This window comes from Dactylosporangium vinaceum (assembly GCF_019904175.1).
GTDB lineage: Bacteria > Actinomycetota > Actinomycetes > Mycobacteriales > Micromonosporaceae > Dactylosporangium > Dactylosporangium vinaceum.
Map to the genome: position 1 here is coordinate 730,765 of NZ_CP061913.1, position 26,130 is coordinate 756,894.

Consider the following 26,130-nt stretch of genomic DNA (forward strand, 5'->3'; position numbering starts at 1 on the left):
GCAAGTATCGACGACGAGTGGGATCGGCGGGAACGTGTCCGAAGACAGCCAGGCGACCCGGGCCGCGTCGGCGGAGACGGAGTCGGCCGGCGCCGACATCGGCCGGCAGGTCGGGAAGTTCATCCGGCTGTCCGAGCGGCTCTTCGCCACGCTCAAGTGGAACGAGGCCGGTCGCGGCCTCGAGCGCCCCGCCTACATGCTGCTGAACCGGATCGCGGTCGACGGGCCGTTCCGGTTGTCGGCCCTCGCCGGCGAGGTGAGCCTCGACCTCTCGACCGTCAGCCGGCAGGTCGCCGCGCTGGAGACGGCCGGGCTCGTCGCACGCTTCCCGGACCCGTCCGACAAGCGGGCCAGCCTCGTCGAGGTCACCGTGCTGGGCCGGGAGGTCTTCGCCGAGAACCGGGCCCGCTGGCTCGCGATCTGGGAAGACCTGCTCGCTGACTGGACGCCGCAGCAGCGCGAGGAGTTCGCCGCGCTGTTCACCCGGCTCAACGAATCGATCGCGGAACGACTGCCGACCGAAAGAGACGCTCGATGACCACCGAAACCCGGCCCACCCTCTCCCATCGGCAGATCCTGCTGCTGATGGGCGGCCTCATGACGGGGATGCTGCTCGCCGCGCTCGACCAGACGATCGTGGGCACCGCGCTGCCGACGATCGTCGGCGACCTCGGCGGCCTCGAGCATTACTCCTGGGTCGTGACCGCATACCTGCTGGCCTCGACCGCGTCGACGCCGCTCTACGGCAAGATCAGTGACCTGTTCGGCCGGCGCCCGGTGCTGCTGTTCGCCATCGCGACGTTCCTGGTCGGCTCGCTGCTGGCCGGGCTCTCGCAGAACATGCCCGAGCTCATCGCCACCCGCGCGCTGCAGGGGATCGGGGCCGGCGGCCTCATGACGCTGGCGTTCACGATCGTCTCCGACGTGGTGGCGCCGCGGGAACGGGCGCGCTACCAGGGCCTGTTCGGCGCCGTGTTCGGCATCTCGTCGGTGGCGGGCCCGCTCGTGGGCGGCTACTTCGCCGAGCACGACTGGCGCTGGATCTTCTACATCAACGTACCCCTGGCCATCTTTGCGCTCTTCGTCTGTGCCCGCGTCCTGCGCCTCGTCCCGCACACCCGCCGCGAGCACCGCATCGACTACCTCGGTGCCGTGCTGATGGTGGCCGGGTCGAGCGCGCTGCTGCTCGCGCTTTCGCTCGGCGGCAGCGACGGCTACGCCTGGGACAGCGCCAAAATCATCGGCCTGCTCGCCGCATTCGCCGTTTTGGCCGCGCTGTTCATCGTGGTCGAGCTCAGGGCGGCGGAGCCCATCCTGCCGATGCGACTGTTCAAGCGGGCGACATTCTCGCTGTCCAACACCGCGACATTCATTCTCGGTTTCGCGATGTTCGGATCCATCATTTACGTCCCGCTGTACCTGCAGATCGTGAAAGGCGCCACGCCGACCCGTTCGGGCCTGCTGATGCTGCCGATGATGGCCGGCGTCATCGTGACGTCGATCGTGTCCGGGCGCGTCATCTCGAAGCTCGGGCGATACAAGTGGTTCCCGGTCGCCGGTACAGTCGTCATGGGCTCCGGGCTTCTGCTCTTCACGAGCCTCGAGGTCGACACGCCGCTGTGGCAGGCGTTCATCTACATGACGGTGATCGGTGTCGGCCTCGGCCTGGCCATGCAGCCGCTGATCCTGGCCGTCCAGAACTCGCTGGAGCTGCGGGACATGGGCGCCGGCACGTCCGCGGCGACGTTCTTCCGCTCGCTCGGCGGCTCGGTCGGTGTGGCCGCGCTCGGCGCGGTGATGACAAGCAAGCTCAGCGGGGCCGGTGGCGGGGTGTCGATCAACGCGCCGTCGCAGGTCCGGGCGCTTCCCCCGGCGCAGTTGCAGATGGTCGAGCACCTGTTCGTCAACGCGCTGCACCCGGTGTTTCTGGCGGCCGCGGTCGTCGCGCTCGTCGGCACGCTCATCACGCTGGCGCTGCCGGACCGGCCGCTGCAGGGCGCCACGCCTGTCGAGTCCACCGAGCCGGCCGCCGATATGGAAGCCAAAGTCGCGGCGTTCTGAAACACCGCGCAAATACGAAAAACGACGAAATGTCCGGACGGGTAAACGCGTCCGGACATTTTGTTACTGCTGGGTTTTCAATGTGGCGCAGCGCACATTACTTTTGCAGGCATGCGCAGCACGATGATGAAGACACCCCTCCTGATCTCCCGCATTCTGCAGCACGGGAGCACCGTCCACGGTGACTCCGAGGTCGCCACCTGGACCGGCGAGGGTGCTCGCCGCACCAGCTACGCCGAGGTCGGCCGCCAGGCCGCCCGCCTGGCCCACGCGCTGCGCGGGCTCGGGGTCACCGGCGACGAGCGGGTCGGCACCCTCATGTGGAACAACGCCGAGCACCTGATCGCGTACCTGGCGGTGCCGAGCATGGGCGCCGTGCTGCACACCCTCAACCTGCGGCTCTTCCCCGAGCAGCTGATCTACATCGCCAACCACGCCGAGGACCGGGTCGTGATCGTCGACTCGACGCTTATCCCGCTGCTGGCCGGCGTCCTGCCGCACCTGAGCACGATCCGCCACATCGTGGTCGTCGGCGGCGGTGACACGTCGAAGCTCGTCAAGGACGGCGTCGAGGTGCACGCCTGGGACGAGATCCTCCAGGGCCGGCCGGACACGTTCGACTGGCCGGAGGTCGACGAGGACGACGCGGCCGCGCTCTGCTACACCAGCGGCACCACCGGCAACCCCAAAGGCGTCGCGTACTCCCACCGCTCCATCTACCTCCACTCGATGGAGGTGTGCATGGCGGAGTCGTTCGGCCTCGGCCCGCAGATGCGCAACCTGGTGATCGTGCCGATGTTCCACGCGATGGCCTGGGGCCTGCCCTACGCCGCGCTCATGAGCGGCGCCCAGCTCGTCATGCCCGACCGGTTCCTGCAGGCCGCCCCGCTGGCCAGGATGATCGAGGTCGAGAAGCCCTCGTTCGCCGGCGCGGTGCCGACGATCTTCACCGACCTGCTGGCGTACCTCGACGCGAACCCGACCGACGTCTCCTCGCTGCAGGAGGTCGTGATCGGCGGCTCGGCCTGCCCGCCCGCCCTGATGCACGCGTACGCGGAGCGGTACGACATCCAGGTCATCCACGCGTGGGGCATGACGGAGATGTCCCCGCTCGGCTCGATCGCCCGCGCCCCGTTCGGCGTCGACGGGCCGGAGGCGTGGGCCTACCGCTACACGCAGGGCCGCGTCCCGGCCGGCGTCGAGGCCCGCATCGTCGGCCCAACCGGCGAGGCCATGCCCAGCGACGGCAAGGCGGTCGGGGAGCTGGAGGTCCGCGGACCCTGGATCACCGCCCAGTACATCGGCGAGGACGGGCCGGACCCGGACAAGTTCGACAACGGCTGGCTGCGCACCGGCGACGTCGGCACGCTCACGCCCAACGGGTACCTCACCCTCACCGACCGCGCCAAGGACGTCATCAAGTCCGGCGGCGAGTGGATCAGCTCGGTCGACCTCGAGAACGCCCTGATGGCCCACCCCGCGGTGCTCGAGGCGTGCGTCGTGGGCGTCCCCGACGACAAGTGGGGCGAGCGCCCGCTGGCCACGGTCGTGCTCAAGGAGGGCGCCGCGGCCGACGCCGAGACGCTGCGCGAGTTCCTCCTGACGAAGGTCGCCCGCTGGCAGCTCCCGGAGCGCTGGTCGTTCATCGAGGCCGTCCCGAAGACGAGCGTTGGCAAGTTCGACAAGAAGCGCGTCCGCTCCGACTACGCGGGCGGCTCACTCGAGGTGGTACAGATCAACGGGTGACGCGCTCGGTAAAGGTCGCTCTGGCGATCACGGCCGCCGTTGTGGCGTGCGTGATCTCGTTCTGCGGCGTGGCCCTGGCACTGCGCGACTGGGTGCCGGGGCTGGCCGGCTGCCCCGACCTCACGCGGTCGCCGAAGACCGCCGTCTTCACGGAAAAAGCCAGGATCGAGATTTTGTACCCGCAGCTGCTCCCGATCCTGAGCGTGCACTGGCAGGAGCACGAGGCCCGCGCCCGCAGCTGCCCGCAGATCGGCGAGATGGACTACGAGATGAACGGCTTCGCCCTCGTCACCGCCGAGCGCGCGGCCGCGGCGCCCGAGGGCCACGCCGCGCCCGCCCCGGACGTCCCGGCCGACCTGCGTCAGTTCGCCCCGCCGGCGCCGCAGTGGGTGGACGTCGGGGGAGGGCTGCTGCTCGACCGGGCGTCGGCGACCGTCTACTTCACGCGGATTTCTTCGCAGCCGTCTTCTTCGCCGGGGCCTTCTTGGCGGCCGTCGTCTTCTTCGCCGGCGCCGCCTTCTTCGCCGCCGCCTTCTTGATGGGCGTCGGCTTCTTCGCGTCCTTGTCGTCGTCGTCCTCATCGTCGGCGGAGGAGCCGGCGGCGGGCTCCTCGCCGCGGGCGGCCCGGGCCCGCTCCACCGAGGCGCGCAGGGCGGCCATCAGGTCGACGGCGGCGGCCGGGGCCTCCTCGGCCTCGTCCGGCTGGACGACCTCGCGCCCGGCCACCTTGGCGTCGATGACCTCCTGCAGCGCCTCGCGGTAGTTGTCCGTGTAGGAGGTGGGGTCGAAGTCGGCCGCCATGGACTCGATGAGCGAGCCGGCCATGGCCAGCTCGGCCGGGCGGGCGGTGACGTCCTCGTCGAGGATGTCGAACTTGGCCGCGCGGATCTCGTCCGGCCAGAGCATGGTGTTGAGGACCAGCACGTTGTCGCGGACCCGGAGCGTGGCCAGCTGCTCGCGCTGGCGGAGGGCGACCTTCACGATCGCCACGCGCTCGACGTTTGTCAATGCGTCGCGCAGGAGGGCGTAGGGCTTGGCCGCGGTCTGCTCCGGCTCCAGGTAGTACGCCTTGTTGTACAGGATCGGGTCGACCTGCTCGGTCGGGACGAACTCCAGGACCTCGATCGCGCGGCTCGTGGTCAGCGGCAGCTCGGCGAAGTCGTCGTCGGTGAGGATGACCATCTCGCCGCCGCCCAGGTCGTAGCCCTTGGCGATGTCGTCGTAGGCGACCTCTTCGCCGTCGACGGAGCACACGCGCTTGTACTTGATGCGGCCGCCGTCGTCGCGGTGCACCTGGTGGAAGCGGATGTCCTTCTCCTCGGTCGCCGAATACAGGCGGACGGCGATCGAGACCAGCCCGAAGGAGACCGCGCCCTTCCAGATCGCGCGCATTGGAGATCCTTTCCCCCTGGTAAGCACCAACGAATCCTCAGCTTGTCATCGTTTTGACCCGGGCGCGAGGAACTCGCAGGCGAATGCGGGCCCCGGCCGGGTTTTACCTGCGTAGCGGCCGTAAAGCCCGGCTGGGTGCATGCGGGCCCCGGCCGGGTTTTGCCTGCGTAGCTGCCGTGAAACCCGGCTGGGTGCATCTATGGTGTTACTCGTGGTGACGCCGCCGGTGCCGATGCTCGCGTCGCCCGGAATGCTGCCCTCCGGACCCGGCTGGGTATACGAGTTCAAGTGGGACGGCATTCGCGCGATCGCGGTCGTCAAAGACGGCGCGACAAGGCTCTTCGCCCGCAGCGGGGCCGAGGTGACGGCCGCCTATCCCGAGCTGGCCGGGGTCGGTCGGGGGCTGGCCGACTCGGTGCTCGACGGCGAGGTCGTGGCCATGGACACGGCCGGGCAGCCGTCGTTCCAGGTGCTGGCCGAGCGGATGCACGTGCGTGAGCCACTGCGGGCGGCCCGCCTGGCGGCGACGGTGCCGGTGACGTACCTCGTCTTCGACGTGCTGCGGGCGGAGGGTGACGAGCTGCTGACGCTGCCGTACCGCCGCCGCCGCGAGCGCCTCGAGCGCCTGGCGCTGGGGCCCCGCGCGATGGTGCCGCCGTCCTTCGACGACGGGCCGGCGACGGTCGCGGCGAGCGTCGAGAACAAGCTCGAGGGCGTTGTGGCGAAGCGGGCGGATTCGCAGTACCACCCGGGGATCCGCACGTCCGACTGGATAAAGGTCAAGCTCGAGGAGAGCGCGGAGTTCCTGGTCGGCGGCTGGCGGCCGGGCAAGCGCGCGCTCGGAGCGCTGCTGGTCGGGGTGCCGGCGCCGGGCGGGCTCGCCTATCGCGGCCGGGTCGGCGGCGGTATTTCCGGCGCGGCCGAGCGGTCGCTGCTGGCGGCGCTCGAGCCGTTGTCGGCCCGGCAGAACCCGTTCGGCTCATCGGTACCGCGAGAAGACGCCCGGGGAGCCGTCTGGGTCACCCCGCACCTCGTCGTGGAAGTGAAGTTCAGCCACCGGACGCGCGACGGCCGGCTGCGTTTCCCGCGGTTCCTGCGCATCCGCCCGGACCTGACCGCCGAGGAGGTCCGCGATGCCTGAGCGCCTGCACGTGGAGGTGGACGGCCGCCGGCTCGACATCTCCAATCTCGACAAGGTGCTGTATCCGCAGGCCGGCTTCACCAAGGGCGAGGTGCTCGACTACTACACGCGCATCGCGCCGACACTGCTGCCGTATCTGCGCGACCGCCCCCTGACCCGCACCCGCTATCCGAACGGCGTCGAGGGCGCCGGCTTCTTCGAGAAGAATGCGCCGGCCGCGACCCCGGAATGGGTGCGCACGGTCCGCCTGCCCGTCCCCGGCTCGTCCAAGAACCGCGAGAACATCGACTTCATCGTGGCCGAGGAGCTGGCCACAATAGTGTGGCTGGCCAACCTGGCCGCCCTGGAACTGCACACGCCGCAGTGGCGGGTCGACGCCGGCGGCCACGCCCTCGACCCCGATCAAATGGTGGTCGACCTGGACCCGGGCCCGCCCGCGGGCCTGCCGGAGTGCTACGCGGTAGCCCTGCTGCTGCGCGAGCGCCTGGCCGTCGACGGCCTTTCCGGCTGCGCGAAAACGTCCGGCAAGAAGGGCATGCAATTGGTGGTACCGCTACCCGGCGACGAATCCGCCGACGACATCAGCGGCTACGCCAAGGAGGTGGCCGACGAACTGGCCCGGGCCCACCCCGGGCTCATCGTGTCGAAAATGGCGAAACAGCTCCGCCCGGGCAAGGTGTTCATCGACTGGAGCCAGAACAACGCCTTCAAAACCACGGTCGCGCCCTATTCACTGCGCGCCGGCGCCGTCCCGACCGTGAGCGCGCCGCTGACCTGGGCGGAGGTCGAGGCCGGCGAGCTCACCGCCACCGACCTGACCCCATCCGTCGTGCTGGAGCGCGTCGAGACCCTTGGCGACCTACTGGAGTGCGGCGAGTAGCCGGTCGATGTGCTCCGGCGTCGTCCCGATGCCGAAGCTCGCCCGGATGGCCTGACCACTCGACGACGCCGGCACTGCCGGCTCCGGCTGCGCGGGCCCGTCGTCGTCGAGCAGGCGGCGGGTGAGCGGGTGCGCGCAGAACAACCCGGCCCGCACCCCGATGCCGTGCTCGCGGCCAAGCGTCACCGCCAGCTCGCCGGGGTCGCGGCCGGCCACCGTGAACGACACGATCCCCACCCGCTCGGCGTCGGCCGGAAACAGGCGCAGCTCCCGCACGTGCGGGAGCGCGGCGAGACCCTCCCGGAGCCGGCGCAGCAGGGCCTGCTCACCGGTGGCGAGGTCACGCTCGTGCAGGAAGCGCAGGGCGGTGGCGAGGGCGACGGCACCCAGCAGGTTGGGGGTGCCGGCCTCGTGGCGGGCCGGGCCGGTCACCCAGCGCGTGGTGCCGTCGTCGGCGACGTGCGCGCCGGCCCCGCCGCCGGCCAGGTACGGCTCGGCCGCGTCCAGCCAGTCGGCCCGCCCGGCCAGGACCCCGGCCCCGAACGGCGCGTACAGCTTGTGCCCCGAGAACGCGATGTAGTCCGCACCCAGCCCGGCCAGCCGGCCCGGCGCGTGCGGGGCGAGCTGGGCGGCGTCGACGGCGATACGGGCGCCCGACCCGTGGGCCACCGCGGCGAGCCGCTCGACCGGCCACACCTCACCGGTGACGTTGCCGGCGGCGGTGACGCTGACCAGGACGTCGCCCTCCAGCTCGGCCAGGCACGCGCGGAGGTCGGCGACGGCCTCGCCGGGCGAGCGCGGCGCGCGCAGCCGCACGGCGTTGCGCCAGGGCAGGAGGTTGGCGTGGTGCTCGGAGTCGAACGTGACGACGGTGGTGCCCGCCGGGACCGCCCGCGCCAGCAGGTTGAACGCGTCGGTGGTGTTGCGGGTGAAGACGACCGTGTCGCCCGGGCCGTGCCCGAGGACGTCGGCCACGGTCTCGCGGGCCTGCTCGTACTCCCGGGTGCACCGCTCGGACAGCGCCCCCGCCCCCCGGTGCACGCTGCCGTAGAACGGCAGCAGCTCGGCCACGGCGTCGGCGACGACCCGCAGGCAGGGGGCGGTGGCGGCGACGTCGAGGTTGGCGAACTCGACGGATCGGCCGTCGGCGAGCTTGACCTCGCCGGGCGTCAGGATCTGGACAGCGTCATGGGTCGACACGGGCGCACTCCTCTGATGCTCGCGCTTGCCCGGCACATCGCGCGCCGGGCCGGGTCATCACCCGGGGCACCCCGCCGCGAACGCGAGGGTTGCCGGCCAGCAAGCCGGGGCTGTGCGCTGGCACTCATGACCTATGCCGACGGTACCGCGGATAAAGTTGCCCCATGAGCGATCTCCCGCCGAATGGGACGCCGTCCGCGCCCGAGCCCGCGTCCGGGCCGCCCGCCGCTCCCACATCGGGCGCAAACCCGTGGGCCTCGCCGAGCGGCCCGCCGCAGGCTTCCCCGGCGGGCCCCCCGTCGCTCCCGCACAGTGACACCCCACCCCCGCCGCCCACTGACACCCCACCCCCGCCGCCCACTGACACCCCACCCCCGCCGCCGGCCTGGGGTGCGCCGCCGCCCTACCCCGCGTCCGGGGCGTCCTATCCCGCCTCCGCGCCGCCCACCCCGGCCGGGCCGGCTTCCGCGCCGCCGGGCTCGGAGTGGTCGCGTCAGGCCGCGTCGGGCCAGGGCCCGGTGCTCCCCCAGATGGTCGCGGTCCCCAACGTGACCGAGGCGAGCGAGCCGAGGACCGGCCAGCAGGAGTACCCGACGGCCGCTCTCGCGCTGGCCGCCGCCCCGCCCGCCCGCCGCTCCGACCGCCGCCGCCTCTGGACGCTCATCGGCGTCATGGGGTTCATCGCGGCCTGCGGCGTGGCCGTGCTCACGTTCTTCGGCTTCAACGGCGGCTGGACCGCCCTGGTCATCGGCATCTCCTCGGCCATCATCCCGGTGCCGGTGCTCGTCTCCTGCTTCCTGTGGCTGGACCGCTACGAGCCGGAGCCGGTGAAGTACCTCGTCTTCGTCTTCGGCTGGGGCGCCTTCGTGGCGACAGCCGTGGCGCTCGTCGTCAACACCGCCGGCTCCTACTTCGCCGAGAAGGCCGGCTTCTCCGACGCGCTCGTGGCGGTGCTGGTGGCGCCGCTGATCGAGGAGAGCATGAAGGCGCTCGGCCCGGTGCTGCTGTTCTGGCGGCGGCCGCGGGCGTTCTCCGGCATCATCGACGGCATCGTCTACTGCGGACTGTCGGCGACCGGGTTCGCGATGGTCGAGAACATCCTGTACCTCGGCTTCAAGGGCTACGGCGAGACGGCCGACAAGTCCGGGCCCGCGACCGGGGCCGCGGCGCTTGTCGGCATCTTCATCGTGCGCATCCTGATGACCGGGTTCGCCCATCCGCTGTTCACCTCGATGACCGGCCTCGGCCTCGGCGTCGCCTCCCGCTCCTCGGCGAAGGCGGTGCGCTGGCTGGCCCCGCTCGCGGGCCTGCTCGTCGCGATGATGCTGCACGGCTCCTGGAACCTGATGTCGGTCGTCGCGACGACGAGCGCCTGGGTGCTGCTCTACGGATACTTCGCGGTGATGATGCCGATCTTCCTGTGCATGGTCGGCTTCGCGCTGTGGCTGCGCTCCAACGAGGGCAAGCTCACCGAGCGCGTCCTCGGCGAGTACTCCCGGGCCGGCTGGTTCTCCCCGCCCGAGGTCTTCGCGCTGGGCACGCTCGGCCGCCGGCTCTCCGCCCGCCGCTGGGCCAAGCGCGTGGCCGGCGACGCGGGGGCCAAGGCCATGCGCGCCTTCCAGTTCGATGCGACCCGGCTCGCCCTGCTGCGCGACGGCCTGCACCGCGGCCTGGACAAGGAGCCGAAGCGGCGGATGGAGGCCCTGGCCGAGGAGCGGCAGCTGCTGACCGCCCTTGACGCCTACCGCCACGTGTTCGTCGGCCGCGACCCGGCCTCACCGCGCGCGGTGTGGGACGGGGCGCGGTACCACATCACGTTCCCGGACGGCGTCGTGCGCGTCCTGGACGCTCCGGCCTCTCCGGTGGTACCCGTCCCGGTCCCGCTGGCCCCGCCGATCCCCCCGCCGCCGGCGTTTGCGATGCCCTACTACAGGTAGAGGCCCGTCGAGTCCGGCTCGACCCGCCGGGCCGCGACCGCGTGCACGTCCCGCTCGCGGAGGAGCACGTAGTCGCGGCCCTGCAGCTCGACCTCGGAGCGGTCCTCGGGGTCGAAGAGCACCCGGTCGCCGGAGACGATCGAGCGCACGTTGGGCCCGACGCCGACCGCCGTCGCCCACGACAGCCGCTTGCCGACGGAGGCGGTGGCCGGAATCACGATGCCGGAGATGTGCCGGCGCTCGCCCTCGGCGCCCTCCAGCTTGACGAGCACGCGGTCGTGCAGGAGCCGGATCGGCAGCGCGTCGCCCTGGGGGTTGTCCACCGGGACGGTGGATGGAACGTCGGTGGACGCGTGGTAACCAGCGGCTGGTTGGGCTGTCACGCTTGCGACGCTACCGCCTCGGTACGTGCAACCGCCGCGCGACCCGGTCTAACGTGGGAGGCCGTACGGGGCGGTGGGCGGGGCAAGGGGGCTGTGAGTGGGCCGGTTCGACAGGGTGCGCGCGAATCTGCGCCGCGCCTACATCCAGCGCCTGGAGGCGGCCAAGGCCGAGCGTGAGCTGGCCGCCGCGGAAGAGCCCGACCCGGCACCGCCCGCGCCGGTCCGGGACCTGGACCATGCCACGACGACGAGCAAGGACGACGCGGAGGTACCGCACGGTCTGCGCATCGCCGCCGCCTGGTCCTGGCGCCTGCTGCTGCTGATCGCCGCCGCCGCGGTGCTGCTGTGGCTTGTCGGCCGCCTGAAGACGGTGCTCATCCCGCTCAGCATCGCCCTGCTGCTCTCGGCGCTGCTGGCCCCGGTGATGGCCTTCCTGCGCCGCCGGGTGAAGCTGCCCCCGTCGCTTGCCGCCTTCCTCGTCCTGGTCATGGGCCTGGGCGCGGTCGCGGGCGTGCTCACCCTGGTCATCAGCGAGTTCGTGGCCGGCTTCCCGGCGCTGGCCGAGAAGGCGTCGATCGGCGTCCAGCAGATCCAGGACTGGCTGACCACCGGCCCCCTGCACCTGAGCGGCCGCCAGCTCGACGCCACCTTCGACGCGGCCACGACCTGGCTCAACGACAACCGCGGCAGCCTCACCGACAGCGCCGTCAACACGGCCACGGCCACCGTTGAGTTCCTGGCGCTGATGCTGCTGATCCTGTTCGTCACGTTCTTCTTCATGCGCGACGGCAAGCGCATCTGGCACTTCGTGACGGGCATCCTGCCGACACCGGCCCGCGACCCGATCCGCCGGGCCGGCGAGGCGTCCTGGCGCACCCTCGTCGCCTACGTGCGGGCCACGGTCCTCGTCGCGTTCATCGACGCCCTGGGCATCGGCCTGCTGCTGTTCTTCCTGCACGTCGACTTCTGGTTTCCGCTCGGCACCCTGGTCTTCCTGGGCGCCTTCGTCCCGATCGTGGGCGCCACCGTCTCCGGTGCCGTCGCCGTCCTCGTGGCGCTCGTCGATGAAGGACCGATCACCGCGCTTGTCGTACTCATCGGCGTCATCGCCGTCCAGCAGCTGGAGGGCCACGTCCTGCAGCCGCTGATCATGGGCCGGGCCGTGTCGGTCCACCCGCTGGCCGTGATCGTGGCCATCGCCACCGGCGTGGTCCTGGCCGGCATCATCGGCGCGCTCGTCGCCGTCCCCCTTGTCGCCGTCCTGAACACGGGCATCCGCCACCTGGTCCAGCACCGCGCCGAGCCCCCACCGGACGCGGTGATCGTCTCCTCCGACTAGCCGGATGTGTATCAGCCCGCCGGTCGGGGGCTCCGTAGGGCGCTATGCGATGCATGATGGAGGCCATGCGTGACGACCCGGCGCTTGTGACGTTCGTCGAGCGGGCGCGGGCCGGGGACCAGGCCGCCTGGAACGCGCTCGTGGACCGCTACGCGCCGCTCGTCTACGGCATCTGCCGCCGGTACCGCCTCCAGGACGCCGACACCGAGGACGCCGGCGCGGCCGTGTGGCTGCGGCTGGTGGAGCGGCTGGCGACGATCCGCGAGCCGGCCGCCCTCCCCGGCTGGCTCACGACGACCACGCGCAACGAGTGCCTCCGCGTCCTGCGCACCCGCCGGCGCGACATTCCGGCCGAGCTGGTCGACGGCCCCGACACCCGGGCCGACGAGGACTTCCTCGTCGTCCAGGAGCGCGCGATCGCCCTCCGTGCCGCCTTCGCGCAGCTCAACGAGCGCTGCCGGGAGCTGCTGTCGCGCCTGTTCGCCGACCCGCCGACCCCGTACGCCAAGATCAGCACCGACCTCGGCATCGCCGTCGGCGCCATCGGGCCCAGCCGCCGGCGCTGCCTCGAGCACCTGCGCCGCGACCCGGCCCTCGCCCCACTGCTCACGGAGGTGACCGGATGACCGGCGACGACCGCCTGCTGGCCGACCTGGGCGCCGCTGTCACCGAGGCCGCGCGGGTCCCGGAGTCGTTCCGCGCCGCCGGCCGGGCCGCGTTCGCCTGGCGGAGCGTCGACGCCGAACTGGCCACGATCACCGAACCGGCGGCCGCCCTGATGCGTGGCTCCGAACGGGTCTGGACGCTGCGCGCCGGGGACGTGACAATCGAGCTCGAGGCCACCGAGGACGCGCTCGTCGGCCAGGTCGCGCCCCCGGGGCCGGGCTCCATCGAGCTGACGACCCGGGACGGCGGCACCGGCACCGCGCTCACGGCGCCGGTGGACGAGCTGGGCTGGTTCGCGCTGCGCCCGCTGCCCGCCGGGCTGTTCCGCCTGCGGCTGACCCGGTCGATCGGCTCGCCGGTAGTGACCGAATGGCTGACCCTCTGACGCGTATCAGAATGGGGTCGGACGGGTTCTGTATTGCATGACGACGTTGAAGTACTGGGCCGGACCGACCCGCCGCATATAGTCGGCTCTCATGGGTGTCACACATCACGGCCGCACGCACCGGCTCGACCTGGCCGACCCGACGCTGCGCGAGTGGACCGCCGAGGTCCTGCACTCGTCGGCCGACGACGGCATCGTGCTGGACCGTTCGGCGTTCTACCCGGGCGGGGGCGGCCAGCCCCCGGACCACGGCGTCCTGCTCTGGCAGGGCGTCCAGACCCGCATCGCCGGCACCCGCAAGGCCGACGACCTCTACCTCCTGCCGGTCGAGGGTGACCCGCTCCCGCCGGTCGGCACCCAGGTGACGGGCGCTGTGGAGGACGACCGCCGGACCAAGCTCATGCGCACCCACTCCGGCCTGCACGTGCTGTGCGGCGTGGTGTTCCGCGACTTCGGCGCCCTCGTCACGGGCGGCAGCATGGAGCCGGCCGAGGCCCGCATGGACTTCAACCTGCCCGAGGTGCCGCCGGACTTCAAGGCCCGCCTGGAAGAGCTGGTCAACGCCGAGGTGAGCGCCGACCGCAAGGTGGTGACGAAGGTCCTGGCCCGCGACGAGGCGCTCGCGCTCCCGGACATCATCCGCACCCAGTCCAACCTGATCCCGGCCGACGAGCAGGAGATCCGCATCGTCGACATCATCGGCCTGGACACGCAGGCGGACGGCGGCACGCACGTGGCGTCGACCGCCCAGATCGGCCGCCTGACCGTCGTAAAGGTCGAGAGCAAGGGCAAAGCCAACCGCCGAGTCCGGATCCGCCTGACCGACTGACGCCGCGAAGGCCCCGGGCCACGGGCGAGGGGACGAGCCGCTCGGCCGGGGTTCGTCAGGCGTTCAGGAAGTCGGAGATCCGGGTGCGCAGGTCGGCCCGCTGGGTCCACAGGATGCCCGGGCGCTCGTAGATGTGCAGGTCGGCCTTGGGCAGGGCGGCGGCGAGCTGCTCGGCGACCGCGGACGGGTGCAGGTCGTCGCCGCGGCAGCCGATGACCAGGCACTCGGCGGTGACGGTGGCGAGGGCGGCGCGGTCGTCCAGCGCGGCCTGCTGCGGGAGGCTGGCCAGGCCCGCGGCCAGCCCGTCGCGCATGAGCTGGTCGAGGCGCTGGCGCAGGAAGGCCCAGACCGGCGGGGAGTTGCGCAGCTGGGACGGGATCTCCTGGGCGATGACGTCGGCCACGGAGGCGGCGTCGCCGGCCTCGATCGCCTCCAGCAGCGCGCTCAGCCGCTCCTGGGCGGCGGCCGGCCGCGGCGAGTCCAGGACCGCGGGCAGGAAGAAGACGACCCGCTCGAACCGGCCCGGGTTGTCGGCCAGGAGCCGGGTCAGGGCGCCGGCGCCCAGGCTGACGCCGAGGGCCCGGGTCGCGCCGGTCAGGTCGGCGATCGCCCGCAGGTCGCGGGCCAGGTCCAGGTAGGTCCACGTGCCGCCGGGCGCCGCGGACTGCCCGTGGCCGCGGAACTGGAAGAAGACCTTCCGGCCCCGCACGGCGCTGCCCAGCGGGCGGGTCTCCGCGATCCCGCCGCCCAGGCCGTGGGCGAACACCGTCACCGGGTCGCCTTCGCCGGTCACCAGCTGCTCCAGCTCGACGCCGTGCGGCGTGGCCACGAGCTCGGTCGGCGGCGCCGGGAGCGTGGGGCGGCCAGTCTGCGGACCCCTTGTCACGGGCGGGCGGAACCGGTCAGGGCGCCCGTCCGGCGGGGGCGGCCAGCGGAAATCCATTACCAGGAGCCGTGGCCGTCGACCGCGTCGCGCAGGGCGGGGCGGATGTCGAGCAGGTACACCGAGAAGATCCCGGCCGCGATGAGCGAGAAGATGCCCAGGTAGCCCAGCTGCAGGTTGGGCGAGATCGCGGTGAGCAGCTCGCCGCCGCCGATCAGGGCCAGCCAGATCGACTTGGACATGGTGCCGATCGCGGGGAACGCATCGGTGCGTTGGACCACGCAATGCAGGAAGGCCGCGGCTCCGAGCACCAGGCAGAAGATCCACACGGTGATGGAGATGTAATTCTCGACCTGGGCGTAAAAGATCGGGACGGCACTCACCATGCAACGAGCTTATGCCGAAGCCCTCCGGCCCGTGTACGACGGTGCCGGAGGGCTCTGACAAAACCCGTTTACTTCTTCGGGGCGACCTTCTTGGCGGCGGTCTTCTTCACGGCCGCGGGCGTGCCCACCTCGGCCGGGTCGGCTTCCCCGGTGGTGGAGACCAGCGCGGTCACCTCCTTGGAGGCCGGCTCCAGCTCGACCTTCGCCTCGGCGCCGCGGGCGGTGCTGACTACCTTCTCGCCCCGGGCGACGAGGCCGGTGTACACGGCCAGCGCCCGGTCCTGCGCGACCTGCGCGCCCTGCTGCGCCGTGGCCAGGAAGGTGGCGGCGTTGCGGCGGGCGACGTCGCTGAGGCGGTTGAGGTCGCTGCGCAGGCCGGCGTCGGCCACGGCCGGGCGGAACTCCTCGACCCGGGCGCGCAGCTGGGCGACCTGGGCCGGCAGCTTGCGCAGCTGCTCGTAGGCGAGGTCGCCGGCGCCGGCGGCGGCGTAGAGCGGGGTGGGGATCTTGCGAGTGGTGCTCTTGGTGGTGGTCTCCGTGCTCATTGCGACTCCTCCTGGGAACGGGTCGGCTGGGTAACGGGCGCGTCGGTGCCTGCGCGCTCGGGTCCGGACGGGACGTGGGCCCCGCCGGCGTCGGGCGGGCTGGGTGCCTGCCCTGGTTCAGGTGACTGCGCGGCCGTGCGCCGGCCGCGCTCGGCCCGGTCCGGCGCGACAGGTCCCGTCCCCGTGCGGGGACGCCCGGCTCGTCCGGGCTCGACAGCGCCGGCTGGTGCGCCGTCGAGGGCCAGTTCGCCACCGGAAGCCCGGTCGCTGTCGGGCGCGCGGCCGTCGTCGGCCAGGTCCGTCGAGTTCCGCGCGTTTTCCCGGCGGAACGTCTCGTAGATCTGGGTGAGCGACTGCTTCTGGGCCGTGGTGAGGTCACTGTCCGCGGCGATCGCGGCCAGCACATCGTGCCCCTCGCGCTCCAGCAGCCCGGCCCGCAGGTACATCAGCGGGGTTGACACCCGCAGTGCGCTCGCGAGCTGGGCCAGGACCTCGGCGCTTGGTTTGCGCAGGCCACGTTCGATCTGACTCAGGTATGGGTTGCTCACTCCGGCCTGCTCGGCGAGCTGCCGCAGCGAGATACGCGCGTTGCGGCGCAGGTCACGGATGAACCCACCCAGGTCGCGCGGCTCTTCGTTCACGCTTACCGACGGTAGCGCGGAGTGCTAGCTGGTTGCAAGCAAAACGCTAACTCTGGCTAGCGTGAAGCCGGTCACGCCTACCAGACCGAGCGAACCACGCCGACCGGGCGCCCGCCCCCCAAAACCGCAACCTGCCCCGGCAGGTTCACCCCGAGGCGGCCGAACCCGGCCGCGAGCACCGGGAAGCGGGCCCGCATCGCCCCGTCGTCGATCTTGAGCGCGACCGCCCCGACGCCGGGCAGGGCGGCCGCCGCCACGCCCTCGGCGCCGCCCTTGAGCAGCAGCCCGGGCACCGCGCGCATGAGCCGCGTGTCGTCCTCCGCGGGGTCCTCACCGGAGACCAGCAGCGGGTGCTCCCGCATGGCGTCGGCCACCGCCCGCTCCTGGCTGCCCGGGGCCGCGCTGACCAGCCGCAGGAACGACGAGGCCAGCCCGCGCAGCGAGAACGCCGGCGTCGGCGCCCCGCACCCGTCGACCGCCATGGCCGCGATCGGCTCCCCGGCCAGCTCGGCCATCGTGTCGGCCAGCCGGCGCTGGAGCGGGTGGTCCGCCTCCAGGTAGGTCTCGAGCGGCCAGCCGTTGACCTTCGCGGTGCGCAGCATCCCGGCGTGCTTGCCCGAGCAGTTCATGAACACCCGCTCGCGCCCGTGCCCGGCCCGGACCACGGCGTCGCGGGCGTCCTCGGCCAGCGGATAGTCGGGCGGACACCGCAGGTCCTGCACCGTGAGGCCGGACCTGTGCAGCATGTCGCGAACCCCCGCGAGGTGTACTCCCTGCCCGCGATGGCTCGCCGCGACGAGCGCCAGCTCCGGGCCGTCCGCCGCGAGCCCGGCCCGCAGCATCCCGACCGCCTGCAGCGGCTTGACCGCCGAGCGCGGGAACACCGGCCCGAGCACGTCCCCGGCCCAGGCCGCGACCTCCCCGTCCGCCCCGAGCACGACGACCGACCCGTGGTGCCGGCTCTCCACGACGTCGTTGCGCACCACCTCGGCGAGCAGCTCCCCGCCGGCGTAGAGATCAGTCACGAGAGGCTCCGAACAGCGTGTGCGGGATATGGGCGGCGCGGCGGTCGACCGGAGCGGGGCCCGGGCCGTGGTCAGACATCGGCGATCCCGAGGAGCGTGCGGGCGTCGGCGGGGGTCATCGGCGGGCGTTGGGCGAGGCGGGCGAAGCCGGTGGCCCGGGCCACGAGCTGGGCGTTGCTCTCGACGGGCTGGCCCTTCGCGTAGGTGACGGTGTCCTCCATGCCGACCCGCAGGTGGCCGCCCGCGGCGAGGGAGGCCAGCAGGACCGGGAGCGAGGAGCGGCCGATGCCGGTCGCCGAGAACGTCGTGCCCGCCGGCAGGTCCTTGATCGCGGACTCGCAGGCGGCCAGCGCGGCGACAGTGCCGGGCATCCCGCCCGGGACGCCCATGACCAGGTCGACGTGGACGTGGCCGCCGGCCGGGAGGCCGTGCTTGTCGAGCAGGCGCTGCAGGGCGGTGAGCTGGCCCAGGTCGAAGATCTCGTATTCGGGGACGATGCCCCGCTCCTGCATGCGGGTGTGCAGGTCGACGATGAACGCCCAGCGGTTGAGGAACACGTCGTCGCCGAAGTTGACGGTGCCCATCGTGCACGAGGCCATGTCGGGCTGGGCCTCGAGCACGCGGAGCCGGTCCTCCTCGGGGTCGGTGACCGCCCCTCCGGTGGACAGCTGCACGATCAGGCCGCTGCCGGCGCGCAGGGCGGCCACGGTGTCCTTGAGGCGGCCGAGGTCCAGGGTGGGGTCGGCGGCGTCGTCGCGGATGTGGACGTGGATGACGCTCGCCCCGACCGCCTCGCAGTCGCGGGCCGTCGTCACCAGTTCGTCAAGGGTCACGGGCAGGGCCGGCGCGTCCGTTTTGCGGATCTCCGCGCCGGTCGGGGCCACCGTGATCAACGTCGTTGTCATCACGGCGCCGAGTCTTTCACGCCCCAGGTGTCAGCTCGGTGTCAACCGCTGCTGTCGAGGGGCCCACCCGCAGTACGGATGCGGCAGTCAGGTTCTGCTTGACGACGGCCAGCGCGATCATGCCCAGCTCGTAGTGGCGCACGGCCGTCCCCACGAAGCCGACCGGCCGCTCGTTGCCCTCGACCAGGACCGGGGTGTGGCGTGCGGGCAGCTCGTCGGTGGCGATGCCGTCCAGGTGGATCAGGACCAGCTTGCGCGGCGGGCGGCCGAGGTGGTGCACGCGGGCGATCGTCTCCTGGCCGCGGTAGCAGCCCTTCTCCAGGTGCACCGCCGGGGCGGTCCAGCCGACCTCCGCGGGGAGCGTCTTGTGGTCGGTCTCGAAGCCGGCCCGGGGGCGGACCGCGGCGACCCGCATCGCCTCGAACGCCCAGATGCCCACCAGCGGCAGGCCGAGGTCCTCGGTCAGCTCGGGGACGGTGGCGCGGGGGACGAGGAGATCGGCACCGTACGGCATCCGGCGGACCCAGCCGCCGCGGGGCAGTGCGGCCACCGCGTAGATCGCCGTCGCGCGGGGCGGCACCGAGCTGCTCGCGAACTTCGCCTCCGGCACCGGCAGCAGGTCGGGCGGCAGCATCGGGCCGACGCCGAGCGAGATCAGGGCCTCGTCGGTCTGCGGCCCGGCGATCGACAGCAGCGCCCAGTCCTCGGTGACGTCGGCCGGCTCGACCCGCATCAGGAACCGCATCCGCTCCAGGAACTGCAGCAGCCCGGGCGCGTCGGCCGTGTCCAGCCAGGTGGTGGTGCCGTCGTCGGTGAGCACGGCGTGGTGCTCGACGTGCCCGTGCGGCGAGAGGACCAGCAGCTCGGAGCCGGTCATCGGGGCCAGGTCGGTGAGGTGCTGGGTGGTGAGGCTGTGCAGCCAGCCGAGCCGGTCGGCGCCCGGGATCGCGATGATGCCCGTGTGCGAGCGGTCGACGAGGCCCGCGGCGGTGTCCAGGATGCGCTGCTCGCGGGCCGGGTCGCCGTAGTGGGCGACGGCGCCCGCGTCGGGGTCGGCGGGGTCGAGGGCGGCGACGGGTACGGCGCTCAGCATGGTGTGACTCCGGCTTCTCGGTTCGTATCGCAGTCGCCGCAGAGGCCGAACAGCGCCACGTGCCCGATGTCCAGGCGGAAGCCGCGGCTGTCCCGCAGCTCGCGGGCCAGGCCGTCGAGGACCGCCGACGGCAGCTCCCGCACCGAGCCGCAGCCCCGGCACACCAGGTGGGCGTGCTGGTGCTCATCGACCGCGTGGTAGGTGGGAGCGCCGTGCGACAGGTGCGCGTGGGTGATCAGCTCCAGCTCCTCGAGGAGCTCGAGCGTGCGGTACACGGTGGTGATGTTGACCCCGGCGGCCTTGCCCGCCACCTCGGCGTGGATCTGGTCCGGGGTGGCGTGGCGCAGCCGGTAGACGGCCTCGAGCACGAGCTGCCGGGGTGCGGTCAGCCGGAGCCCACGAGACCGGAGTACTTCCGCGAGGTCCACAGCACCTAATCTATCCCGCGGCGCGCCCCTACCCCGCGACCCGCTCCAGGCGGGCGGACAGGTGGACCTGGAGGGGCTGGCCGACGGCGGCCATGTCGAACGTGTACAGCAGCGCCTTGTCGACGATGCCGTAGAGACGCTGGCCGCCGCGCACCTCCTTGGCGGTGGCGGTGCGCCCGATGCCGTCCGTGGCCATCTGCCACTGGGTGGTGGTGATGATCTGGCCCGAGTACAACTCGATGATCCCGGTCGGTGAGGACGTCAGGATCTCCAGCTCCTCGGTGGCCTTGCCGTCCACGATGACCGGGCGCCACCAGCCGACCTCGCGGTGCGACGGGCGGATCGGGTTCGCGTCGGCGTCGATGATCCACGAGCGCGACTCGTAGAACAGGAACGGCCGGCCGTCGTGGCTGAACCGGATCTCCTGGCCGTAGTGGAAGCCCTCGATCGTCGGGTAGTCGCCCTGCCCGCGCCCGCGCCACACGCCGACGAGCGGCAGCAGCCCGAGCAGCGCGGGGTGCAGGTCCGGCCCCGAACGCAGGTCGTGCGTCTCCTCGAACGGATACTCGCCGACCGGGGCGAGCCCCTCCCACGGTGGTGGCTGCACGTCGGTCACCAACGCCCCCTCGAAACTCGTACCGCAAGATAGATCAGCCCGCCGGCCAGCGCACCCATGCCGGCGACGAGCAGGCTCACGAACCCGATCTCCGTAACCATCACCGGAATCCTATGCTGCGGGGTATGGCCCGTTCTCTCGTCGTCAAGGCAACCGCCGGATCGGATGCTCCCGAGCGCTGCTCGCAGGCGTTCACCGTGGCCGCAACCGCTGTCGCGGGTGGCGTGCCGACATCACTGTGGCTCACCGGGGAGTCGGCCTGGTTCGCCCTCCCGGGGCGGGCGGCCTCCTTCGAGCTGCCCCACGCCGCGCCGCTGCCCGACCTGCTGGAGGCGATCATCGCCGGCGGCTCGGTGACGCTGTGCACGCAGTGCGCGGCGCGGCGGGGGATCGGGCCGGACGACGTGCTGCCCGGCATCCGCATCGCCGGGGCCGCGGTGTTCGTGGAGGAGTCGCTGCAGGAGGGCGCTCAGGCGCTGGTGTACTGATCGGCCGCCGGTCGCCGGGTCAGCAGCCGGTGGTCGAGGTCACGGTGAGGGTGTCACCCTCGGTGCGCAGGGTGATGGCCGCCGCGGACGTGCGGTATGCGAACAGCTTCTCCGTGTCGAGCACGACCGAGCCCGCGTCCACCGTCGAACGCACCCGAGCCGCGTCCCCCGTGATGTCGGCCTCGACGGTGGACAGGGAGCGGCACGACGGGCTCGTGAGCTGATGGGTGCGCCACTGCGAGGCGGTGGTGCCGAGCGTGGTCAGGACGGCCTGGACCGGGGCGCGGTCGGGCGGGGTGGGGGTCGGCTCCTGGGCCGGTGCGTCCTGGACGCGGCAGCCGGTGTCGGCGGTGAAGCGGATCGTGCCCTGGTCGGTCACGGTGCCGCGGAGCAGGACGAAGTCGCCCGCGTCGGCGCTGAGGACGTCGGTCGCGCCGCTGTGGGTGACCGACGGCTCGTACGAGGCCGGCAGCGCGGCCTTCACCCGGTCGAGCGTCGCGGCCTCGGTGGACGGCTTGACGTACACGAGAAGCTCGCGGGTGAACCGGGTGCCGTCGCGGGCCGAGGTGACCCGGCAGCTCACCTCGGTGCGGCGGTATCCGCCGAGCACGGACACCGACGCCGACGGGTCGAGCGCCGCGTGGATGCGGGCCAGCGCGGTGTCGACGGTCGGCAGGGCGTCGGCGATGGTGGTCTGGTCGCGGGTGGTGGCCGGATCGTTGAAGTACGACCACAGCCCGGCTCCGGCGATGACCGCGATCCAGGCGAGCACTCCGGTGACGACCCAGCGACGCTTCACGCCGGACATCCTCGCAGCCGGAACGCGAAACGCCGCCCACCGGGGGTGAGCGGCGTTCGCGAAGCGGACGAGCGGCGTTTCGAACGTACTTACCCGACCGCGACCGCGACCTCGTTGATGCCACGGTTCGCGGCGACCGCGGCGTCGCCGTTGCCCGCGCGGGACAGGGCGCGCAGCGTCCAGTTGCCGGGGGCGGCGAAGAAGCGGAACTGCCCGGCCGGCGAGGTGACGACCTCGGCCGTGAACTCGCCGGTGGAGTCGAGCAGGCGTACGTAGGCGCCGGCGACCGGGTCGGAGCCGTTGCGCACGACGCCGGTGATCACGGTCTCCTTCTCGACGTCGACGCTCGCGGGGAGCGGGGCGCTCTGGTCGGGCGCGGCGCAGCTGTCAGCAGTGCTCATGGTCTCGATCCTCTCTCTCGCCCGGACTTAGTTGGCGCTGCCGGGCTCGTCGCCCAGGGCCACCGGCACGCCGACGAGCGAGCCGTACTCGGTCCACGAACCGTCGTAGTTGCGCACGTCGGAGTGGCCCAGGATCTCCTTGAGCACGAACCAGGTGTGCGAGGAGCGCTCGCCGATGCGGCAGTACGCGATGGTCGGCTTGCTGTTGTCGAGCCCGGCGTCGCCGTAGATCTTGGCCAGCTCGTCGTCGGACTTGAACGTGCCGTCCTCGTTCGCGGCCTTGCTCCACGGCACCGAGATGGCGGTCGGGATGTGGCCGGGGCGCTGGGCCTGCTCCTGCGGGAGGTGGGCCGGGGCGAGCAGGCGGCCCGCGAACTCGTCGGGGGAGCGGACGTCGACCAGGTTGGCCACGCCGATCGCCTTGACGGCGTCGTCGCGGAAGGCGCGGATCGAGAGGTCCTGGTCCTGCACGGCGACGTAGGTCGTGGCGGGCCGGTCGACCTCGTCCTTGCTCAGCGGGCGGCCGTCGAGCTCCCACTTCTTGCGGCCACCGTCGAGCAGCTTGACGTCGCCGTGGCCGTAGAGCTTGAAGTACCAGTACGCGTAGGCCGCGAACCAGTTGTTGTTGCCGCCGTAGAGGACGACCTGGTCGTCGTTGCCGATGCCCTTGCTGGACAGCAGCGCCTCGAACTGCTGCTTGTTGACGAAGTCCCGGCGGACCTGGTCCTGCAGCTCGGTCTTCCAGTTGATGCGCACGGCGCCGGGGATGTGCCCGCCATCGTAGGCGGTGGTGTCCTCGTCGACCTCGACGAACACGACGCCGGGGGTCTCGAGGTTCTGCTCGGCCCAGTCGGCCGTGACCAGGGCGGATTCGCGACTCATGGGTGTTCTCTCTCCCAGGATTGGTGGGCACACGGGCATGCAACCGCGCGCCCCAGAAGGACGGGATCACGGTTTCCCCGATGAGTCGGTCGCACAAGAAATGCCAGACCCATCGGTCTGGGGCGTCGCTGCCTCGAGCCGTTAGACGAGCACGCTGCAGGGCCGCACCACTAGGGGCGGCAACAGAGGCAGGTGGCCACGCGGCACAGGTCGACCGCGCGCCGCTTGGTGAGCAGCATGCTCATAGTCCGGCAGCCTAGCATCGCCGAGCGTGCCCGCCCAGGGTCCGCCGCGTCACTGGCTCGTGAGCTTGACGTCCGCGGCCGACGCCGTGACCTGCAGGCCCGTGTCGGTCGTCGTCACGGAGTTGACCACCAGGTTGTAGGGGAGGCCGGGCAGCTTGACCGTGACCTGAAGCTTGCTCTGGTACTGCTTGATCAGGTTGTTGACCTGCTGGGGCAGATTGCCCTTGTCGGTGGTCACCGACTCGAGCTTGAGCCGGACCTTGCCGGTCTCGACGACCATCGCACCCTTGGCGATGAGCGTGACCTTGATGCCCTGGAAGGACAGCGGCACCCGCATCTCGATCTTGTTGTCGACGACCTTGAGGTCCACATTCGAGGGGTCCACGCCCGAGGGCAGCCCGGCGACCTCCAGCAGCGGCCGGACGTTGTCCCAGCCCATCGTCGCGTTGCCGGTCACGACCCCGGCCACCACGTCGCCCTTGCCGTTCATGAGGTCGCGGGCGTCGGCCTTCACCGACCGGGCCTCGACGGTCAGGGTGTCGAGCTTGACGTTGTTCACCTGCGGCTTGGTGAGCGAGATCGTGATCTTCTTGTACTCCCCGGCGATCACCTGCGTCAGGAACGGGAACCCGGTGATGTCGACGTCGGGCTCGCCCTCGTACTTGACGTTGTTGGCCGCCAGCTGGGTCTTCGTCTCCTGGGTGATCCGGTCGTCGGCCGCGCCGGCCGCGATCCGGTCCACGACGATGAACACACCCACCAGGATGATCGCCAGCACGACCAGCACGATGCCGATCTTGGCCCCTCGCGTCGCCGCCACTGGCGCTCCCTCCAACGTGGTGCCCGCTGGTTACCCAAGCGAGAGAAGTTCGTACCCGATGTGCTGACGCCTATAGAAGCAGGAGCGTGCTAGCCACGTAGGCGGCCGGCGCGGCGAAGGCCATCGCGCCGATCGGACCCTGGATATGGCGGGCCAGCCACAGGGCCGGCTCGTCCCCGTCGATGATCCGGCTCGCCTCCGCGTAGCCGACCGACAGGTCCACCATCACCGCCACGATCGCCGTGGCCAGGCCGGCCAGCGCGCTGGACAGCGGGCTGAGCCCGTCCAGGTAGTTGCCGATGGCGCCGGCCGCGGCCGTGCCGACCATCGTGCCGAGCACCACGCCGGCGCCACCGCGGGGCACCTGCGGCGCGATCCGGGGCACGGCCGCGATCGAGTCGCTGAAGCGGGCGATGAACAGGGCGATGCCGGCCGCGGCGAGGCAGGCGACGATCGCCTGGGTGCCCTTCGGGCTGCGGCTCAGCACGATCAGGCTGGCGAAGGAGACGACGCCGAGGGTGACCACGAGCGACGAGCCCAGCGACTCGGTCACCCGCTGGCGCCCGGCCGGGCGGGTGAGCTGGCCGACGACGCCGATGATGAAGCCGGCCGCTGTCACGTACGCCAGCGGCGCCAGCGAGGCCGGCCGGGTGAAGACCGCCGCCGCGTCGGTGCCCAGGGCCACGGCCAGCCCGACGGTGCCGACGACCTTCGGCGCCGGCGGCCGGCTGGCCATCACCCAGACCGCCACGAAGAGCGCCTGGACGCCGAACATCACGACGGCGTACGACTCGTGCCGGGTCTGCGCGCCGACGATCAGGGCAATCGCGACCAATGCCGCGAACCCTGCCACGCCGAGCGAGACGAGCCGGCGGACCGGGGGCAGCGGCTGCGGTGGCCGGCTCTCCCGCTCACCCGTTCGGGGGTCATCGGCCGAGTGGTGTCCGTCACCGCCGTGGCGGCGATGGGCGGCCGGCTCGGCGGCCTCTGACCAGGCGCCGAAATCCTCGGCGGGCGACGACGGGGTTGCGGGCACGGACCGATCGTGCCAGAAACATCCGGATCCGGCCTCAGCGGGGACGCGCATAGCATGTCAGGGGAAAGGTTGGGGTGTGGCTCACCCGACTGTCTCGAACTGCGGTTCGGCGGGTCGCAAAACGTGAATACTCCGATATTCTCATGCGGGATACACCCACAACCGCCCGTCACTGATGCCGGGTCGACAGCGAGCCGCCGCCCTGTCCAGGGGCGCCACAGCGCCCCTCGATGAGGTGCGCCGCGGCCACGGAGGTGACTCGTGGAGATTCTGCTGCTGACCGCGGCTCCGGCGGGCCAGGTGGTCCTGCCGGGCCTGGACCTGCTGCCCCACACGGTGCGCACCGCCCCTCGGGACGTCCGCACACTCGTGAGCGGACCCAGCCCCGACGCCGTCGTCGTCGACGCCCGCACCGAGCTCGCCGACGCCCGGGCCACCTGCCGGATGCTGCACGCCACCGGGCTCGGCGTCCCGCTGCTCGCCGTCGTCACCGAGGCCGGCCTGGTCGCGCTGCACGCCGACTGGGGCCTCGACGACGTCATCCTCGCCACCGCCGGCCCGGCCGAGATCGAGGCCCGCCTGCGCCTGGCCGTCGGCCGCCTCAACTCCGCCGCGGCGGCCAGCGGCGGCACGATCAAGGCCGGCGAGCTCTCCATCGACCCGGACACCTACGCCGCGAAGCTCAAGGGCCGGCCGCTCGACCTCACGTACAAGGAGTTCGAGCTGCTGAAGTTCCTCGCCCAGCACCCCGGCCGGGTGTTCACCCGCGACCAGCTGCTGCGCGAGGTCTGGGGCTACGACTACTTCGGGGGCACCCGCACGGTCGACGTCCACGTCCGGCGGCTGCGGGCCAAGCTCGGCTCGGAGTACGAGTCGATGATCGGCACCGTGCGCCAGGTCGGCTACAAGTTCGTCGTCCCGCCGTCGCGCCCGCTGCACGACTCCGAGCCGGTCCGGGTCTGACCGCTTAAATTGATC

At 71.9% G+C, this 26,130-nt stretch carries 32 protein-coding genes and 1 riboswitch; of the genes, 13 read left to right on the forward strand and 19 right to left on the reverse strand.

All coding sequences use genetic code 11. The features are described from left to right. The first annotated feature begins 34 nt into the window (after positions 1 to 34). The 4 genes from Dvina_RS03340 (at position 35) to Dvina_RS03355 (ending at position 4,346) form a co-directional block, all read left to right on the forward strand. Positions 35 to 538: a MarR family winged helix-turn-helix transcriptional regulator gene (locus tag Dvina_RS03340; RefSeq protein ID WP_223100899.1), complete on the forward strand. Its 504-nt coding sequence runs from the start codon at positions 35 to 37 to the stop codon at positions 536 to 538. Further along, on the forward strand, positions 535 to 2,061 hold the full coding sequence (locus tag Dvina_RS03345; RefSeq protein WP_223100900.1) for an MDR family MFS transporter: 1,527 nt from the start codon (positions 535 to 537) through the stop codon (positions 2,059 to 2,061). The genes Dvina_RS03340 and Dvina_RS03345 overlap by 4 nt, the downstream gene beginning before the upstream one ends. 111 nt (positions 2,062 to 2,172) lie before the next feature. After that, complete coding sequence (locus Dvina_RS03350; RefSeq protein ID WP_223100901.1) at positions 2,173 to 3,807, forward strand: fatty acid--CoA ligase; 1,635 nt, start codon at positions 2,173 to 2,175, stop codon at positions 3,805 to 3,807. Beyond that, positions 3,804 to 4,346 (forward strand): hypothetical protein, encoded by a 543-nt coding sequence (locus Dvina_RS03355; RefSeq protein ID WP_223100902.1) that lies wholly within the window; start codon positions 3,804 to 3,806, stop codon positions 4,344 to 4,346. The genes Dvina_RS03350 and Dvina_RS03355 overlap by 4 nt, the downstream gene beginning before the upstream one ends. On the opposite strand, the gene ku is transcribed toward Dvina_RS03355, so the two are convergent. Next, positions 4,249 to 5,199, reverse strand: a complete 951-nt coding sequence (gene ku / locus Dvina_RS03360; protein WP_223100903.1) for a non-homologous end joining protein Ku — start codon at positions 5,197 to 5,199, stop codon at positions 4,249 to 4,251. The two genes, Dvina_RS03355 and ku, sit on opposite strands and share 98 nt — an antisense overlap. A gap of 199 nt (positions 5,200 to 5,398) precedes the next feature. Between ku and ligD (Dvina_RS03365) the strand changes: the two genes are divergently transcribed. Both ligD (Dvina_RS03365) and ligD (Dvina_RS03370) read left to right on the forward strand, forming a co-directional pair. After that, positions 5,399 to 6,340, forward strand: a complete 942-nt coding sequence (ligD, locus tag Dvina_RS03365; RefSeq protein WP_246655997.1) for a non-homologous end-joining DNA ligase — start codon at positions 5,399 to 5,401, stop codon at positions 6,338 to 6,340. Next, on the forward strand, positions 6,333 to 7,220 hold the full coding sequence (gene ligD, locus Dvina_RS03370) for a non-homologous end-joining DNA ligase (RefSeq protein WP_223100904.1): 888 nt from the start codon (positions 6,333 to 6,335) through the stop codon (positions 7,218 to 7,220). Before ligD (Dvina_RS03365) ends, ligD (Dvina_RS03370) begins: the two co-directional genes overlap by 8 nt. Here ligD (Dvina_RS03370) and Dvina_RS03375 read toward each other — a convergent pair. Beyond that, positions 7,200 to 8,396 carry an aminotransferase class V-fold PLP-dependent enzyme gene (locus Dvina_RS03375; protein WP_223105290.1) on the reverse strand — a complete coding sequence of 399 codons (1,197 nt, stop codon included), beginning with the start codon at positions 8,394 to 8,396 and terminating at the stop codon, positions 7,200 to 7,202. The two genes, ligD (Dvina_RS03370) and Dvina_RS03375, sit on opposite strands and share 21 nt — an antisense overlap. A gap of 40 nt (positions 8,397 to 8,436) precedes the next feature. Then, positions 8,437 to 8,552: riboswitch (SAM riboswitch) on the reverse strand. Between the two features lie 386 nt (positions 8,553 to 8,938). Here Dvina_RS03375 and Dvina_RS03380 point away from each other — a divergent pair. Further along, positions 8,939 to 10,357 carry a PrsW family intramembrane metalloprotease gene (locus Dvina_RS03380; RefSeq protein ID WP_380027224.1) on the forward strand — a complete coding sequence of 473 codons (1,419 nt, stop codon included), beginning with the start codon at positions 8,939 to 8,941 and terminating at the stop codon, positions 10,355 to 10,357. Here the strand turns inward: Dvina_RS03380 and Dvina_RS03385 are convergent. Further along, positions 10,348 to 10,680: a GroES family chaperonin gene (locus Dvina_RS03385; protein ID WP_223105292.1), complete on the reverse strand. Its 333-nt coding sequence runs from the start codon at positions 10,678 to 10,680 to the stop codon at positions 10,348 to 10,350. The two genes, Dvina_RS03380 and Dvina_RS03385, sit on opposite strands and share 10 nt — an antisense overlap. A gap of 157 nt (positions 10,681 to 10,837) precedes the next feature. On the opposite strand from Dvina_RS03385, the gene Dvina_RS03390 reads away from it, so the two are divergent. From Dvina_RS03390 to Dvina_RS03405, 4 genes are all read left to right on the forward strand, one after another. After that, on the forward strand, positions 10,838 to 12,079 hold the full coding sequence (locus Dvina_RS03390) for an AI-2E family transporter (RefSeq protein WP_223100905.1): 1,242 nt from the start codon (positions 10,838 to 10,840) through the stop codon (positions 12,077 to 12,079). 65 nt (positions 12,080 to 12,144) lie between these two features. Continuing rightward, positions 12,145 to 12,705: an RNA polymerase sigma factor gene (locus tag Dvina_RS03395; protein WP_246655998.1), complete on the forward strand. Its 561-nt coding sequence runs from the start codon at positions 12,145 to 12,147 to the stop codon at positions 12,703 to 12,705. Next, positions 12,702 to 13,130, forward strand: coding sequence for a hypothetical protein (locus Dvina_RS03400; protein WP_223100907.1), 429 nt, complete (start codon positions 12,702 to 12,704; stop codon positions 13,128 to 13,130). Before Dvina_RS03395 ends, Dvina_RS03400 begins: the two co-directional genes overlap by 4 nt. A gap of 91 nt (positions 13,131 to 13,221) precedes the next feature. Beyond that, the gene (locus Dvina_RS03405; protein WP_223100908.1) at positions 13,222 to 13,959 is read left to right on the forward strand and encodes an alanyl-tRNA editing protein; all 738 of its coding nucleotides are present in this window, start codon (positions 13,222 to 13,224) and stop codon (positions 13,957 to 13,959) included. Between the two features lie 55 nt (positions 13,960 to 14,014). Here Dvina_RS03405 and Dvina_RS03410 read toward each other — a convergent pair whose 3' ends face one another. From Dvina_RS03410 to mtfM, 10 genes are all read right to left on the reverse strand, one after another. Continuing rightward, positions 14,015 to 14,902: an alpha/beta fold hydrolase gene (locus Dvina_RS03410; RefSeq protein WP_223100909.1), complete on the reverse strand. Its 888-nt coding sequence runs from the start codon at positions 14,900 to 14,902 to the stop codon at positions 14,015 to 14,017. Next, positions 14,902 to 15,228 (reverse strand): DUF2516 family protein, encoded by a 327-nt coding sequence (locus Dvina_RS03415; RefSeq protein ID WP_223100910.1) that lies wholly within the window; start codon positions 15,226 to 15,228, stop codon positions 14,902 to 14,904. Before Dvina_RS03415 ends, Dvina_RS03410 begins: the two co-directional genes overlap by 1 nt. Before the next feature lie 68 nt (positions 15,229 to 15,296). Then, positions 15,297 to 15,773 (reverse strand): hypothetical protein, encoded by a 477-nt coding sequence (locus Dvina_RS03420; RefSeq protein ID WP_223100911.1) that lies wholly within the window; start codon positions 15,771 to 15,773, stop codon positions 15,297 to 15,299. Continuing rightward, positions 15,770 to 16,414, reverse strand: a complete 645-nt coding sequence (locus Dvina_RS03425) for a helix-turn-helix domain-containing protein (RefSeq protein WP_223100912.1) — start codon at positions 16,412 to 16,414, stop codon at positions 15,770 to 15,772. Before Dvina_RS03425 ends, Dvina_RS03420 begins: the two co-directional genes overlap by 4 nt. 77 nt (positions 16,415 to 16,491) lie before the next feature. Further along, positions 16,492 to 17,439, reverse strand: a complete 948-nt coding sequence (locus Dvina_RS03430; protein WP_223100913.1) for an asparaginase — start codon at positions 17,437 to 17,439, stop codon at positions 16,492 to 16,494. Positions 17,440 to 17,510: 71 nt separating this feature from the next. Then, positions 17,511 to 18,344, reverse strand: a complete 834-nt coding sequence (locus tag Dvina_RS03435) for a beta-keto acid cleavage family enzyme (protein WP_223100914.1) — start codon at positions 18,342 to 18,344, stop codon at positions 17,511 to 17,513. 16 nt (positions 18,345 to 18,360) lie between these two features. Then, positions 18,361 to 19,437: a CAF17-like 4Fe-4S cluster assembly/insertion protein YgfZ gene (ygfZ, locus tag Dvina_RS03440; protein WP_223100915.1), complete on the reverse strand. Its 1,077-nt coding sequence runs from the start codon at positions 19,435 to 19,437 to the stop codon at positions 18,361 to 18,363. Continuing rightward, entirely contained in the window at positions 19,431 to 19,865 is a 435-nt protein-coding gene (locus tag Dvina_RS03445) for a Fur family transcriptional regulator (RefSeq protein ID WP_223100916.1), read from the reverse strand. The genes ygfZ and Dvina_RS03445 overlap by 7 nt, the downstream gene beginning before the upstream one ends. A gap of 28 nt (positions 19,866 to 19,893) precedes the next feature. After that, the gene (locus Dvina_RS03450; RefSeq protein WP_246655999.1) at positions 19,894 to 20,481 is read right to left on the reverse strand and encodes a heme-binding beta-barrel domain-containing protein; all 588 of its coding nucleotides are present in this window, start codon (positions 20,479 to 20,481) and stop codon (positions 19,894 to 19,896) included. Further along, positions 20,478 to 20,582: a small membrane protein MtfM gene (mtfM, locus tag Dvina_RS55080; RefSeq protein ID WP_033363477.1), complete on the reverse strand. Its 105-nt coding sequence runs from the start codon at positions 20,580 to 20,582 to the stop codon at positions 20,478 to 20,480. Before mtfM ends, Dvina_RS03450 begins: the two co-directional genes overlap by 4 nt. Positions 20,583 to 20,594: 12 nt before the next feature. Between mtfM and Dvina_RS03455 the strand changes: the two genes are divergently transcribed. Further along, entirely contained in the window at positions 20,595 to 20,969 is a 375-nt protein-coding gene (locus Dvina_RS03455; protein WP_223100917.1) for a DsrE family protein, read from the forward strand. A 19-nt stretch (positions 20,970 to 20,988) separates the two neighbouring features. Here the strand turns inward: Dvina_RS03455 and Dvina_RS03460 are convergent, their stop codons facing one another. The 6 genes from Dvina_RS03460 to Dvina_RS03480 form a co-directional block, all read right to left on the reverse strand. Beyond that, positions 20,989 to 21,768: a hypothetical protein gene (locus tag Dvina_RS03460; RefSeq protein WP_223100918.1), complete on the reverse strand. Its 780-nt coding sequence runs from the start codon at positions 21,766 to 21,768 to the stop codon at positions 20,989 to 20,991. 89 nt (positions 21,769 to 21,857) lie between these two features. Further along, complete coding sequence (locus Dvina_RS03465; protein WP_223100919.1) at positions 21,858 to 22,169, reverse strand: DUF1416 domain-containing protein; 312 nt, start codon at positions 22,167 to 22,169, stop codon at positions 21,858 to 21,860. Between the two features lie 27 nt (positions 22,170 to 22,196). After that, positions 22,197 to 23,051 (reverse strand): sulfurtransferase, encoded by an 855-nt coding sequence (locus Dvina_RS03470; protein ID WP_223100920.1) that lies wholly within the window; start codon positions 23,049 to 23,051, stop codon positions 22,197 to 22,199. Between the two features lie 170 nt (positions 23,052 to 23,221). Further along, positions 23,222 to 23,314: an Ms5788A family Cys-rich leader peptide gene (locus tag Dvina_RS55640; RefSeq protein ID WP_390891029.1), complete on the reverse strand. Its 93-nt coding sequence runs from the start codon at positions 23,312 to 23,314 to the stop codon at positions 23,222 to 23,224. 31 nt (positions 23,315 to 23,345) lie between these two features. Beyond that, a complete protein-coding gene (locus Dvina_RS03475; RefSeq protein WP_223100921.1) occupies positions 23,346 to 24,116 on the reverse strand; it encodes an LmeA family phospholipid-binding protein in 771 nt (256 codons plus the stop codon). 70 nt (positions 24,117 to 24,186) lie between these two features. Next, positions 24,187 to 25,152, reverse strand: coding sequence for a hypothetical protein (locus Dvina_RS03480; RefSeq protein ID WP_223100922.1), 966 nt, complete (start codon positions 25,150 to 25,152; stop codon positions 24,187 to 24,189). Positions 25,153 to 25,413: 261 nt separating this feature from the next. Between Dvina_RS03480 and Dvina_RS03485 the strand changes: the two genes are divergently transcribed. Then, positions 25,414 to 26,115, forward strand: a complete 702-nt coding sequence (locus tag Dvina_RS03485; protein WP_223100923.1) for a winged helix-turn-helix transcriptional regulator — start codon at positions 25,414 to 25,416, stop codon at positions 26,113 to 26,115. Positions 26,116 to 26,130: the final 15 nt, after the last annotated feature.

Coding starts and splice junctions, on each gene's coding strand:
- Dvina_RS03405 (WP_223100908.1), top strand. CDS start 13,222: ATGGGTGTCACACATCACGGCCGCACGCACCGGCTCGACCTGGCCGAC.
- Dvina_RS03420 (WP_223100911.1), bottom strand. CDS start 15,773: ATGAGCACGGAGACCACCACCAAGAGCACCACTCGCAAGATCCCCACC.
- ku (WP_223100903.1), bottom strand. CDS start 5,199: ATGCGCGCGATCTGGAAGGGCGCGGTCTCCTTCGGGCTGGTCTCGATC.
- ligD (WP_223100904.1), top strand. CDS start 6,333: ATGCCTGAGCGCCTGCACGTGGAGGTGGACGGCCGCCGGCTCGACATC.
- ygfZ (WP_223100915.1), bottom strand. CDS start 19,437: ATGCTGAGCGCCGTACCCGTCGCCGCCCTCGACCCCGCCGACCCCGAC.
- mtfM (WP_033363477.1), bottom strand. CDS start 20,582: ATGGTTACGGAGATCGGGTTCGTGAGCCTGCTCGTCGCCGGCATGGGT.
- Dvina_RS03410 (WP_223100909.1), bottom strand. CDS start 14,902: ATGGATTTCCGCTGGCCGCCCCCGCCGGACGGGCGCCCTGACCGGTTC.
- ligD (WP_246655997.1), top strand. CDS start 5,399: ATGGTGTTACTCGTGGTGACGCCGCCGGTGCCGATGCTCGCGTCGCCC.
- Dvina_RS03435 (WP_223100914.1), bottom strand. CDS start 18,344: ATGACAACGACGTTGATCACGGTGGCCCCGACCGGCGCGGAGATCCGC.
- Dvina_RS03455 (WP_223100917.1), top strand. CDS start 20,595: ATGCTGCGGGGTATGGCCCGTTCTCTCGTCGTCAAGGCAACCGCCGGA.
- Dvina_RS03350 (WP_223100901.1), top strand. CDS start 2,173: ATGCGCAGCACGATGATGAAGACACCCCTCCTGATCTCCCGCATTCTG.
- Dvina_RS03395 (WP_246655998.1), top strand. CDS start 12,145: ATGCGTGACGACCCGGCGCTTGTGACGTTCGTCGAGCGGGCGCGGGCC.
- Dvina_RS03400 (WP_223100907.1), top strand. CDS start 12,702: ATGACCGGCGACGACCGCCTGCTGGCCGACCTGGGCGCCGCTGTCACC.
- Dvina_RS03415 (WP_223100910.1), bottom strand. CDS start 15,228: ATGGTGAGTGCCGTCCCGATCTTTTACGCCCAGGTCGAGAATTACATC.
- Dvina_RS55640 (WP_390891029.1), bottom strand. CDS start 23,314: ATGCTAGGCTGCCGGACTATGAGCATGCTGCTCACCAAGCGGCGCGCG.
- Dvina_RS03465 (WP_223100919.1), bottom strand. CDS start 22,169: ATGAGCACTGCTGACAGCTGCGCCGCGCCCGACCAGAGCGCCCCGCTC.
- Dvina_RS03345 (WP_223100900.1), top strand. CDS start 535: ATGACCACCGAAACCCGGCCCACCCTCTCCCATCGGCAGATCCTGCTG.
- Dvina_RS03470 (WP_223100920.1), bottom strand. CDS start 23,051: ATGAGTCGCGAATCCGCCCTGGTCACGGCCGACTGGGCCGAGCAGAAC.